Genomic DNA, 11,865 nt, shown 5'->3' on the forward strand with positions numbered 1-11,865 from the left:
AAAATCGGTGTATACTGGAAAGAGAGAAACTAGATGCAGAGGGAGTTGTGACATGTTGTTTTCGCTACGTGCGGATCGTTGGGATGAAGTAATCGAGAGGAAAATCAAATACGATCAGAAGGTCGTGGAATATACTTGTCAGCTGTTAGACGCACAGGAGCAGCAGGCTGTGCTGTTTCACAAGATCGAAGACACGTTTACGATGAGGGCAGGTGATGGTGCTCTGACGATTCCAAAAGGGAGCTATACGACCGCTTATTATTGGAAGGATCGACCTTACAATATTTACTTCTGGAGGGATGATCAAGGGAAGGAACTTGGGTCTTATTTTAATATTGTGGGGAATACATGGTTCAACGGCCAGCTGGTCATATTTGAAGACCTCATTATTGATCTTCTCGTTCTGCCGAATGGTCATTTCTTTGTGTTGGATGAAGATGAATTGCCGGAGAGTTTAGCGGCTTTTGAACAAGGTTCAGTGCGCCAGGCATTAGAGGGTGTGATGGCTTCGTTAGAAAGCATACTCGATCAAGTGAGGGCAGATGTCGAAGGGAAATATCATCACAGCTTGTTTGCGCCGCTGTTGAAATAAAAAACGATTCCTTTAAAGCGAGGAATCGTTTTTTTTCTGTTACACTTTGATCCGGTTCAATCGTTTTTGTAAACTGGTTTTCGTTTTAGAAGCTTTTAACTGTTTCACAGCGGTTTGCGCTGCTGCTTTTGTTTTCTTTGTTCGTTTGGCTTCTGCTTTTTTGACCTTTTGTTTGGCGTCTGTCACTTTCTTTTGATAGGCGACCTGTTTTTTGACTTTGTCGAGCCGGTTTTGGAGGCTTGTTTTTTCTTTGCCTTTGTTTAGCTTTTTGATAGCCGTTTGGGCGCTTTTAATGGCGCCTTGTGTTTTGCTTTTTTCGGCTGTTTGGACCTTTGCACGTGCGGAACGGATATCAATGGTTCCTTGTACTTTTTTCACCCGTTCGGTGAGTGCTGTTTTTTGTTTACTTGCAGTGAGTCTGCCAATTCTCGTTTTGGCTTGATTGACATCTGCCTGCTTTTTAGATGTTTCGGCTGTTTTGACAGCGCTGGTCGCAGCCTTCAAAAAGCTTGATTGTGGTATATATTGCATGCGGCCATAGCCGAATTGTGGATCCCTTCCTTTTGCGCCAAGATCCACTGTATAGCTGCGCAATAAGGTGCGAAGCTGTACATTTGTTTTCTTCGGATGAAGCTGTTTCAACAGTGCCAGCATGCCTGTGACATGCGGTGCAGCTTGTGATGTACCTGTTGCATACCAATATTCATTCTTTAAATAAGTGCTAATGACGTTCTGGCCAGGGGCAGAAAATTCAATGCCTTTCCCTGTATTTGAGAGAGACGCGAGTTTGTCTTTGTCCGTCGTTGCAGAAACGGCAATGACGCTATTGTACGCGGCAGGGTAGCTAATATAATTCTTCTTCCCATCATTCCCGCTTGCAGCGACCACAAGCAGTCCTTTTTTGTATGCCGCATCCACTGCTGAATGCAAGATGGGGATATTGTCTTCAAAACTTAGGCTTAAATTCATAATATCCATCTTGTTGTTAATGGCCCAATCGATTCCTCGAAGCAGGCTGTACAAGTCGCCTTCTCCCTTTTTATCTAACACTTTTACAGCATACAGCTTCGCACCAGAAGCGACGCCGACTGTGCCATAATCGTTATTGAGCGCACCAATCGTGCCTGCGACATGTGTGCCATGCCCTTGATCATCTTTATAGGAAGTTGTGTACTTCACAAATGATTTCCCGCCGGATATCTTTAAATCCTCATGTGGAGAAATACCAGTATCTAAAACAGCTACCTTCACATTTTTCCCCGTGACGCCTTCTTTTATCGCTTGCTTTACATTCAGCTTTTGCAAGTTGTAAGATTGTTGAACCAAAAAATTCTGACCCGTAGCGGCAGCGGTTTTTTTCATAGTAGAAGAAGCGAGTTTAACCTTTATGTTTTTTGAGACATAAGCGATGTTTGGATCTTTTTTGAGTGAGGTGACCGCTTGTTCATCTGCTGTCACAGCGACAGCGGGAAGATGTATGTACTGAGCGTTCACTTTTTCACTTTCTTCAATAGCCGTTTGCTTTCCTTTTTGGTTTTTATAGACGATGATGACATCTGTTTCTTTTGGCGGTGCAGCTGCCTGCGAATGGTAGGGCAAAGCAGTTGTCAACGCAAGAAGAAACGCGATGACTATGAATATTTTCTTTTTCAAGGCGATAGCCCCTTGCATACGATGACCTCCGTCTTTTTTTCTCTATTATATCGGAGAAATGAGAAGGATGGTTAGAAGAATCATATTGTTTGTCAGAAAGTTTTTTTACAAGTAACCTTAAATTGAAATTCATACAAATCTAGTAGACAATAGAGAGATCATAATAAGAGAAAGTAGGATATGCTGATGAACGTAAAAGAGTATATGACGTATGATGCGACTGGCTTGGCAGCACTTGTACGGAAGAAGCAGGTAACGCCAGACGAGCTTGTACAGGCTGCATTTGCTAGATTGAATGAGGTCAATCCTGAACTAAATGCGGTGATTCAGACAAGACAAGATCAAGTATTAAAAGAAATCAAGACATTACATACGAATCAGCCGTTTGCGGGCGTTCCATTTGTACTGAAAAATATATCGCAAGGGATGGAAAATGAACCGCTGACAGCAGGTGCTGCATTGTTAAAGGATGTAAAGGCAAAAACGGATTCCCACTTTGTCCATCGATTGAAGCAGGCTGGATTTCTCATGATGGGGCATACAAACACACCAGAATTCGGTTTAAGGAATGTAACAGAACCTTCTTTACATGGTCCAACGAGGAACCCTTGGCATCCTGACTATTCCCCTGGCGGTTCAAGCGGCGGGACGGCAGCAGCTGTTGCAAGCGGCATCGTACCGGCTGGTGGAGCAAGTGATGGCGGTGGGTCCATTCGGATTCCAGCATCCTTTACAGGTTTGTTCGGTCTCAAACCAACGAGAGGAAGAACGCCGGTAGGACCAGGCGCAGGAAGGCAGTGGCAAGGGGCTTCCATTGATTTTACACTCACAAAAACAGTGCGGGACAGTGCAGCCCTTCTTGATCTGCTTCAAGTCATTCAGCCTGAAGCGGCTTTCCAAACGCCGTTATACGACGGCAGCTATCAAGAAGATCTAGTGAAATGTACATCTTCTATGCGAATTGCTTACAGTATAGAATCTCCAGTAGGTACGAAGGTTAGTGAGGAAGCGAAGCAGGCGGTTCAGCAAACAGTGAAATGGCTGAGTGACCAAGGGCACCAAGTAGAAGAAGCGAAGCCGGCAATTGACGGGATCCATCTAATGCAGCAATACTACGTCATGAACAGCGGAGAAATGTCTGCATTATTCACGTCCTTGGCTCGTTCATTAGGACGTCCAGTCAATCCGGAGGAAACGGACATCGTCGCATGGGTGCTGGCGGAGGCTGGCAAGAATGTGACCGCTGCTGCTTATACAGAAAGTCTTGATGCGTGGGATATGGCGGCTGCACAAATGGCATCATTTCATCAAACGTACGATCTTTTTGTGACACCAGCTACTGCCTATTCAGCTCCAAAGGTTGGTGAGCTGATGCATTCGAAAGAGGAAATCACTGAACTTTTACGTGTGTCATCCCTCTCAATGCAAGCGCAGCAGGATCTCATTTATGACATGTTCTTAAAGAGTCTGACCTACACACCATTTACACAGCTTGCCAACTTAACGGGTCAGCCTTCTATGAGTGTTCCTGTTCATCTCACTGAAGCGGGCATGCCTTTAGGGGTACAGGTGACAGCACCAAAGGGAAAAGAGGACTGGCTGCTTCGGCTTGCAGCAGAAATGGAGACATCCTCGATTTGGAAAGGAACAAATCAAATCATACGTTGAAACGACATTTGTCTATGGAGGGAAAGGAGTGTCACACGTGAGTACGAAGGACAGAATCATTCAAACGGCTGCACTTCTTTTACGAAAACAGGGGTATCATGCGACAGGATTGAATCAAATTATTAGAGAGAGCGGCACCCCTAAAGGATCTCTTTATTATTACTTTCCAAACGGAAAAGAAGAGCTAGCCATAGCAGCCGTTGAATATATTAGTCAAAAGGTCATCGATCGAATTGAAGAAAGTTTTGCCTATTCGGATGACCCTTATATCGCCATCGACCGTTTTATGACAAACATCATTCGGGGATTTATGGAGCAAGAAAGTGAAAGAGGGATTCCGATTGTCTTGCTGGCGGCAGAATCCAAGCCAGAACATACGCAGCTTCATGCTGCATGCAAACAAGAAATGATCCGCTGGCAAGAGCTTGTGAAAGAAAAGCTAATGAACAGCGGATATGAAGAAAACAAAGCGGATGAGCTGGCTTCTCTCCTTCATTCAATGGTGATTGGGGGTCTATCGATGACCACAGCACTCAAACAAACGACCCCGTTAGAACACGTAAAGTGTTACCTTAGACACTTATTTATGCGAGAAGAGTAAAATCTCTCGCATATTGTCTATCTATTATATCAATTGGTCTATATAATAAAGATAGTCAATTAGTCATGAGGAGTGATGGGATGTCGGAGCAACCGCAATCAATCAAGCAATCCGAGGATACCTATTTTTATACCGTGTCTGGATCAGGGAAGCTGTATGGGCTGGAAAATCAGCTTGTTCATGTACTGGCAGAAGCAAATCAAACGAATCAGCTGTTTGAGCTTGTCTTAATCACAGGTGGGAAAGGAGCTTATTTTCCACTTCATTGTCATGAGCACTTATTTGAAACCATTTTCATGCTGGAAGGAAAGCTTGAAGTGATACTGGACGGTAAAAAATATATGGTCACAGCCTTCGATTATATTCATATCCCGCCTAAAACGATTCATGGCTACAGAATGCATAGTCACAAAACAAGGTTTATTTCATATACGTTGGGCGGACAAATGACAGATGTCTATCAGCAAATTGGGAAGAGGCTTCAGCAGAACGAATGGCTGATGACTGATCATGCTTTCGATGCAGCCAGCTTTGAACAAGCTGAAAAAGAAAGCGATCTCATATTGATGCATGGTATCCGGCAGCTATCAAATACAACCAAGCCCTCCGTTTTATTTCATAGTCAGCTCCCTCAGGCGGTGCAGCCCTATGTATTAGAGGCTGGTGAAGGGAAGCAATATATCGTGGATGGTCAGCTTCATGAGCTGATCGCAACAACAGAAACAACTGGAGGCGGGTTCAGCCATTTTGTGATTGAAGGCGCGAAGGGAAAGTATTTTCCTCCGCATTATCATCAAGTACATACAGAAGCACTCTATTGCGTTGAAGGAAAAATGAACCTTCAATTGAACGGAGAGGATATTTGCCTGATGCCGGGTGATTTTGCCTATATACCGCCGGATACGATTCATTCTTATGAATTCGTTTCCCATTCTAATAAATTTTTGCTTTTACTGCTCCCTGGAAAGATTGAGCAGTTGTATGAGCAGTTTGAAGAATCACAAAGCCCGAGTATATGTCCTTATTTTATTCAAGAAGGGAACTTGATGATCGATCGAGAGACTTCCTCTCAATATGATTTGGTTTTTGTCGAAAAAGGATAAATATGTAACGCGTTACACATGATTGAATAAGCGCCTGTCGAACCCATCGACGGGCTTTTTTGTTTTTCAAATATTCCTGATCTGATGCATGAACCATCCATTCCAGGTGAAGCTATGTACAGATGATTTTCGCTAAAGGAGGAAATGCATGTGAGAGCTGTTACTTATCAAGGAAAAAATAGCATTGCAGTGAAGAAAGTAGATGCGCCATCTATTCAAGATCGGGAAGATGTGATCATACGAATTACATCAACAGCAATTTGTGGATCTGATTTACATTTGTATCAGGGGAACTTCCCGCTTCCAATCGGCTATGTGATTGGGCATGAGCCAATGGGGATTGTGGAGGAAGTTGGACCGGATGTCACGGTAGTAAAAAAGGGAGATCGTGTCGTTATTCCATTTACCGTTGCATGTGGTCAATGCCAATATTGTCATCATCATTTAGAAAGTCAATGCGACAACTCAAACCCGCACTACGATTCGGGTGGGCTTTTTGGATATAGTGAGAAATATGGGAATTATCCTGGAGGACAGGCAGAGTATTTACGCGTGCCTTTTGGAAATTACACCCCGTTTAAGATCCCAGATGATTGTGAGCTGGAGGATGAACAATTACTGTTCTTATCGGATGTTCTTCCAACTGCCTATTGGAGCGTGGAGCACGCAGGTGTGAAAAAAGGTGATACGGTCATTGTGTTAGGCTGTGGACCTGTTGGGTTAATGGCGCAGCAATTTGCATGGCAAAAAGGGGCAGAACGTGTGATTGCGGTCGATTACATTGATTACCGTCTGCGACATGCAAAACGGATGAGCGGCGTAGAAGTATTTGATTTTACAGAAGATCCCGACATGGGAGAAACGTTAAAGGAGCTCACCAAGGGTGGAGCCGATGTTGTGATCGATTGTGTGGGAATGGACGGGAAGAAGTCACCGCTTGAAAAAATTGAGCAGAAACTCAAGCTGCAAGGTGGAACGATCGGACCGATTCAAATTGCTACAAAAGCCGTCCGTAAATGTGGAACGGTGCAGATGACGGGTGTGTACGGCGGCCTATACAATATGTTCCCATTAGGTGCCTTTTTCGCAAGAAACGTCACCCTGAAAATGGGACAGGCTCCGGCGAGAGGCTACATGTCAAAGCTCTATCAAAAAGTGACAACCGGTGAAATTGATCCTAGAGCGATCATCACACATCAATTGCCATTAGATGATGCCGCTCATGCGTATCACATATTTAACGAAAAACAGGATGATTGTATAAAGGTCATCTTAAAGCCATAAAAAGAAGGCCCTCAGCATGTAGACAAACCCTCGCATTCGGTGTCAGTCCTGCGTGCCGGTACTCACGAATGTAAATTCGCTCCGCTCCGGTACTCGTCCTTCCTAGGGCTGCAAAGGTTTTCTATCACGCTGAAAAGAAGACAAAGGGCATTTTAGCCCTTTGTCAAAAAATCTAAAGGCTTAGGAGTATTCCTAAGCCTTTAATGTGTGCTCGTCCATCATTTTTTCGATTAATTCAAAAAATGTTTTTTTATCTTCTTCTGAAAGATGGTTGAACAGCTGATTGACAAGCAGCTGGCGGTTGTCGATCATTTGTTTTGCGATTTGTTCACCTGATTCAGAGAGTGTAATCCATACAGTGCGGCGGTCATTATTATTTCGAGAGCGGATAATCAGCCCTTCATCTTCTAAGTGATTGAGAGCGGTTGTTGTTGCAGAGGGAGATAATGAAACTTCCTGCAGAATATTTTTCACAGTACATGATTGATGGCGATAAATGATGCGTAAAATAAACCCTTTCACATTCGTGACGTTTTTCGGGATGTTCTCTTCATCTATTTGCTTCGTCGCCTTTAAATACTTTGTCAGCGCATGGTCTAATAAACTTGCCTCTAGCTCGAAATGTTGCATTCTCCATACCTCTTTTCCTATTGCGTTCGCATTTTCCGATCAATTACTAGGTCTATCTTATCATAATAGTTATCATCATTTAAACCAAAATGGAAGACGGCTATAAAATTACCTATATTATCAATTAATATAAAGAACAATTCCAAAATGAAATGATTTTACTTTCAGCTGGTTTTATTTTAGAATGTGAATGAGATAAAATCTGCCAACCCCATTCACTGGAAATTGGCTATTGTAAATCAAACGTTTGGAGATGAAGATATTGAATACTTTACAGGCATTACTTAACGACAGAATGGAACGCTCTTCACAAATTGAAGCGGTAACTGGCGGGGGTGTGTCTTATACATTTGAAGAATATGCAAAACGCATTGACCAGCTCGCTCATTACTTATATCAAAAGGGGATTCGAAAAGGAGACCGCGTTTGCTTTATTTGTCAAAACCATCATCACTTTTCAACGATTATGCTGGCAGCCATCAAAGCAGGTGCAGTCGCAGTTCCGCTTAGCTGGCAGCTTACTTCTTTTGAGCTGGAAGGTATTTTGAAAAAAGCAGAGCCAAAGGCTTTATTTTTTGACCGTGAATTCCGTGACATCATTGCGGCAGTGAATGTGTCTTTAGAAGATTGTCTGATGGTGGAATCCGGTGCCAATGCGAAAACAACCCAGCTGTTTGAAGACATTTTGGCTTCAAATGATGGAAGTCATCTTGCTGATGAGGTATCAGAAGAGGATTTAGCGATGATTTTATTCACTTCTGGAACAACGGGCAATCCAAAGGGCTGTATGGTCGGGCATGGACGAATTTATCAATTTTTAACAAGACATGGGAATCGAGGATTTGATCTGAAAGGAAAACGGTACTTGGCGAGTCATCCGCTGTATCATATGAGTTCAATTAATCATCTGATCGCAGCTGCGATTGAAGGGTATACGCTTGTCTTCTTACATGATGCAACACCGAAACGCATTTTAGAAACGATTGAGAAAGAAAGAATTACGTTCATGATGGCTTTCCCATCAGCTTACACGTACATGCTAGAAGAAATGAAACGCGGTTCGTACGATCTCTCATCTTTTGAAATTGCGATTTCTGGCGGTACGAAGGTGCCGGTACGCTTAATTAAAGATTACAAAGAAGCAGGCATTCAGATGATGCATGGCTATGGAAGTACGGAAGCATGGATTGTCAGTGCGTGGCATCCAGCGATGGGTGAGGATAAAATGGGCTCTGCCGGTAAAGTGGATGCGGATGTAGATGTGAAAATCGTGCATCCTGAGACAGAGGAGACATTGCCAGCAGGAGAAATTGGCGAAGTCGTCATGAGAAGTCCATTTTATTTCCTAGGCTACTATCATCAGCCTGACGCTACTGAGAAGGTGCTGAAAGATGGCTGGTTCCATATGGGGGATGCAGGCTATCTAGATAAAGACGGTTTTCTTTTCATCACAGGCAGATACAAAGATGTGATTCTGTACGGCGGGGATAATATCTATCCTGACCAAGTAGAAGAGATTATTGAACAAATTCCAGGTGTGATTGAGTCAGCTGTCATCGGGGTACCGGACGAATTATATGGGGAAGTGCCAAGTGCGTATATCGTAAAAGACGAATCCTCCGATTTCTCCGAAGAAGATGTGGTGAACTATTGCCAGGAACGTTTGGCAGATTACAAAGTGCCCTCCATTCATTTCACACAGGAGCTGCCAAAAAACAAGCTTGGTAAAATCATGAAGAAAGATTTACGTGAATTGGTTGTGAATGCGTAGTACCTATTCTGCTATAATGAAATTTGAATGATTTTTTGTTTTTCTAACGTTTTGGAGGGAAAGGGTTTGCGACATATTCTTCGTAAGAAACACATTCACGATTTGTTAGAACAGAGCAGGCAGCAAAAGGTAAAGAGAACGCTGGGCGGGCTCGATCTCACGCTCCTCGGTATAGGGGCAGTGATCGGCACGGGGGTCATGGTGTTAACCGGAATTACAGCGGCTAAGGATGCAGGACCGGCTGTCATTTTCTCCTTTGCCATTGCAGCGATTGTGTGCAGTTTGGCAGCACTTTGCTATGCAGAAATGGCTTCAGCGCTGCCTGTATTCGGCAGTGCATACATTTATTCATATACAACGATGGGTGAGCTTGTCGGGCATCTAATGGGATGGACTTTATTGTCCGTTTATATGCTGACTGCTTCAGCTGTCGCCAGTGGCTGGTCGAGTTATTTCAACAGCTTGCTTGAGGGGTTTGGCATTTCGATTCCCCATCAATTTTTAGCGGGGCCAGAACAAGGCGGATATATGAATCTGCCAGCCATTATCATTGCCTTACTGATTGCGTGGATCTTATCTAGAGGAACGAAGGAAAGTAAAAAATTCAATAATATCATGGTGTTTGTGAAACTCGGTATTATTGTTCTTTTCATTGTAGTAGGCGGGTTTTATGTACAGCCATCCAATTGGCAGCCGTTCATGCCATTTGGTGCAGAAGGCGTCATTGCCGGTGCTGCTGCTGTATTTTTTGCCTTTTTAGGATTTGATGCGATTTCTGCTTCTGCGGAAGAGGTGAAAAATCCGCAGCGGAATCTGCCAATTGGCATTATTGGCTCATTACTCATTTGCACGATCATTTACATTGTCGTTTGTTTGATCATGACAGGTATGGTGCACTATACAAAACTGAATGTCACAGAGGCTATGTCCTATGTGCTGCAAAGTGTACATCAAAATAGCGTAGCCGGTATTATTTCTGTCGGTGCGGTCATTGGATTGATGGCTGTGATTTTCGCCAATAATTATGCAGCAACTCGAATTGCCTATGCGATGGGCCGAGACGGTCTTTTGCCTAAAGTGTTTTCGAAAACAAACAAAAGCGATACGCCTGTTGCAAGCATATGGATGATTGGCGGCATGACAGCTGTTATTTCAGGGTTTATTGATTTAAAGGACTTGTCGAATTTAGCGAATATCGGTGCTTTATTGACGTTTGCAATGGTGAGTTTATCTGTGCTCATTTTGAGAAAGACACATCAGCAGCTTGAGAGGGGATTCCGGGTTCCATTTGTGCCGGTCTTGCCGATTATCTCAATGGGCTGCTGCTTGTTCCTTATGCTCAACTTACCAGGCCGGACGTGGCTTTACTTTGGTGTTTGGCTGTTAATCGGTGTCGTCATGTACGCAGCGTATTCAAACAAACATAGTGAATTAGCGAAAGCTTCATGAGAAAAAGGTGCAAATCCGTTGACGATTTGTGCCTTTTTTCATACGATTTGGGATAAGCTATAAAAGAGAAGATGGACGGAAACAAGAGGAGGATGAAGGGTATGATTAGCGTTAGTCCTTATATTGTGGTAGACGATGTGAAGGAATCTCTTCAATATTATCAAGGAATTTTTGGCGGAGATATTCATATTTTAAATGAACATCAAGACCGTGTGTTGCATGCGGAACTTCACCTTGGAGAATCATTGCTTCACTTTTCAGATACGTTTGGCCGCACACCAAAGCCCGAACATCTCAGATTGATTATGCAGTTTGACAATGAAGAAGAACTAAAGGCTGTATATGAAGCGCTAGAAGCTGATGGAGATGTACTGGTCGAATTACAGGATACGTTCTTTGGCGCACTTCACGGACAAGTACAGGACCGCAAAAATGGGTTGATCTGGGTGCTGAATTATATGAAATAGATGAAGACAAAGAGCTAAATAAAGATCATGCAATGATATAAAAATAAAAAATGATTGTGGACACAGCAACCTCAAAAAACTATTCCCTTATATTTACCTTAAATCTATTGAATATCCAGGTGATAAATCTATGTATGATCTCTTTTCAGCAAAATTATTGTTTGAATCCATACCGTCTCCCAAAGTTAGACCTGATAAGATATTTGAAGAAAGAATCGTATTAATCAAAGCAAAAGATCAAGATGAAGTTAAAAAAATTATAGAAAAAAGTTTTCCAGAAGAAACATTTGGAAATGGGGATTACGGACAAACAACAAAAAAATTAGTAGCAATCCTAGATATATTTGAACTTGTAGACAATTTAGAAGAAGAACCACTTCACTTAAGTGAAGTGTATTGTCGTTATCTTTCATTTGATGAAGAAATATCTCCAAAAGAAGCAATAGAAAAATATTCTCTAGATAAATAAAAATCGTAAAAAAAGCAGACTGATTAGAGTCTGCTTTTTTAGTTATTTAGTCATTTAGCACAAATACATATCTTCTCTGTTTCTTTCGCAATAAGACACCAATTCGCTGTTCAAGGATCCTTGGTCAAAATTCTAAGACCTTCACTATTGTGAAGGTTTTTTTGGGAGTGTTTTTATT

11 protein-coding genes are annotated in these 11,865 nt (G+C 42.7%); 9 read left to right on the plus strand and 2 right to left on the minus strand.

The features are described 5' to 3' along the window. The first annotated feature begins 52 nt into the window (after nucleotides 1–52). Nucleotides 53–592 carry a ribonuclease FAU-1 family protein gene (locus C6344_RS15055; RefSeq protein WP_106073066.1) on the plus strand — a complete coding sequence of 180 codons (540 nt, stop codon included), beginning with the start codon at nucleotides 53–55 and terminating at the stop codon, nucleotides 590–592. A gap of 39 nt (nucleotides 593–631) precedes the next feature. On the opposite strand, the gene C6344_RS15060 is transcribed toward C6344_RS15055, so the two are convergent. Further along, nucleotides 632–2,263: a S8 family peptidase gene (locus C6344_RS15060; protein ID WP_066031381.1), complete on the minus strand. Its 1,632-nt coding sequence runs from the start codon at nucleotides 2,261–2,263 to the stop codon at nucleotides 632–634. Nucleotides 2,264–2,431: 168 nt separating this feature from the next. On the opposite strand from C6344_RS15060, the gene C6344_RS15065 reads away from it, so the two are divergent. The 4 genes from C6344_RS15065 (at nucleotide 2,432) to C6344_RS15080 (ending at nucleotide 6,901) form a co-directional block, all read left to right on the plus strand. Next, entirely contained in the window at nucleotides 2,432–3,913 is a 1,482-nt protein-coding gene (locus tag C6344_RS15065; RefSeq protein ID WP_189313038.1) for an amidase, read from the plus strand. 37 nt (nucleotides 3,914–3,950) lie between these two features. Next, nucleotides 3,951–4,514, plus strand: a complete 564-nt coding sequence (locus C6344_RS15070) for a TetR/AcrR family transcriptional regulator (RefSeq protein WP_034664477.1) — start codon at nucleotides 3,951–3,953, stop codon at nucleotides 4,512–4,514. An 80-nt stretch (nucleotides 4,515–4,594) separates the two neighbouring features. After that, nucleotides 4,595–5,617 (plus strand): quercetin 2,3-dioxygenase, encoded by a 1,023-nt coding sequence (locus tag C6344_RS15075; protein ID WP_060595457.1) that lies wholly within the window; start codon nucleotides 4,595–4,597, stop codon nucleotides 5,615–5,617. A 150-nt stretch (nucleotides 5,618–5,767) separates the two neighbouring features. Continuing rightward, on the plus strand, nucleotides 5,768–6,901 hold the full coding sequence (locus C6344_RS15080; protein ID WP_106037056.1) for a zinc-dependent alcohol dehydrogenase: 1,134 nt from the start codon (nucleotides 5,768–5,770) through the stop codon (nucleotides 6,899–6,901). Between the two features lie 192 nt (nucleotides 6,902–7,093). Here the strand turns inward: C6344_RS15080 and C6344_RS15085 are convergent, their stop codons facing one another. After that, complete coding sequence (locus C6344_RS15085; protein ID WP_060595459.1) at nucleotides 7,094–7,531, minus strand: MarR family winged helix-turn-helix transcriptional regulator; 438 nt, start codon at nucleotides 7,529–7,531, stop codon at nucleotides 7,094–7,096. 262 nt (nucleotides 7,532–7,793) lie between these two features. Here C6344_RS15085 and C6344_RS15090 point away from each other — a divergent pair, with 262 nt between their 5' ends. The 4 genes from C6344_RS15090 (at nucleotide 7,794) to C6344_RS15105 (ending at nucleotide 11,687) form a co-directional block, all read left to right on the plus strand. After that, nucleotides 7,794–9,302, plus strand: coding sequence for a class I adenylate-forming enzyme family protein (locus C6344_RS15090; protein WP_060595460.1), 1,509 nt, complete (start codon nucleotides 7,794–7,796; stop codon nucleotides 9,300–9,302). A gap of 66 nt (nucleotides 9,303–9,368) precedes the next feature. Then, nucleotides 9,369–10,751, plus strand: a complete 1,383-nt coding sequence (locus tag C6344_RS15095; protein WP_060595461.1) for an amino acid permease — start codon at nucleotides 9,369–9,371, stop codon at nucleotides 10,749–10,751. Nucleotides 10,752–10,852: 101 nt separating this feature from the next. Then, nucleotides 10,853–11,218: a VOC family protein gene (locus C6344_RS15100; protein WP_058015219.1), complete on the plus strand. Its 366-nt coding sequence runs from the start codon at nucleotides 10,853–10,855 to the stop codon at nucleotides 11,216–11,218. Between the two features lie 130 nt (nucleotides 11,219–11,348). Then, nucleotides 11,349–11,687 carry a DUF4288 domain-containing protein gene (locus C6344_RS15105; RefSeq protein ID WP_034664284.1) on the plus strand — a complete coding sequence of 113 codons (339 nt, stop codon included), beginning with the start codon at nucleotides 11,349–11,351 and terminating at the stop codon, nucleotides 11,685–11,687. The last annotated feature ends 178 nt before the right edge of the window (nucleotides 11,688–11,865 follow it).

The sequence above is a fragment of the Bacillus sp. GBSW19 genome, from assembly GCF_002998655.1.
Lineage (GTDB): Bacteria > Bacillota > Bacilli > Bacillales > Bacillaceae > Bacillus.

Coding starts and splice junctions, on each gene's coding strand:
- C6344_RS15055 (WP_106073066.1), top strand. CDS start 53: ATGTTGTTTTCGCTACGTGCGGATCGTTGGGATGAAGTAATCGAGAGG.
- C6344_RS15060 (WP_066031381.1), bottom strand. CDS start 2,263: ATGCAAGGGGCTATCGCCTTGAAAAAGAAAATATTCATAGTCATCGCG.
- C6344_RS15065 (WP_189313038.1), top strand. CDS start 2,432: ATGAACGTAAAAGAGTATATGACGTATGATGCGACTGGCTTGGCAGCA.
- C6344_RS15075 (WP_060595457.1), top strand. CDS start 4,595: ATGTCGGAGCAACCGCAATCAATCAAGCAATCCGAGGATACCTATTTT.
- C6344_RS15085 (WP_060595459.1), bottom strand. CDS start 7,531: ATGCAACATTTCGAGCTAGAGGCAAGTTTATTAGACCATGCGCTGACA.
- C6344_RS15100 (WP_058015219.1), top strand. CDS start 10,853: ATGATTAGCGTTAGTCCTTATATTGTGGTAGACGATGTGAAGGAATCT.
- C6344_RS15105 (WP_034664284.1), top strand. CDS start 11,349: ATGTATGATCTCTTTTCAGCAAAATTATTGTTTGAATCCATACCGTCT.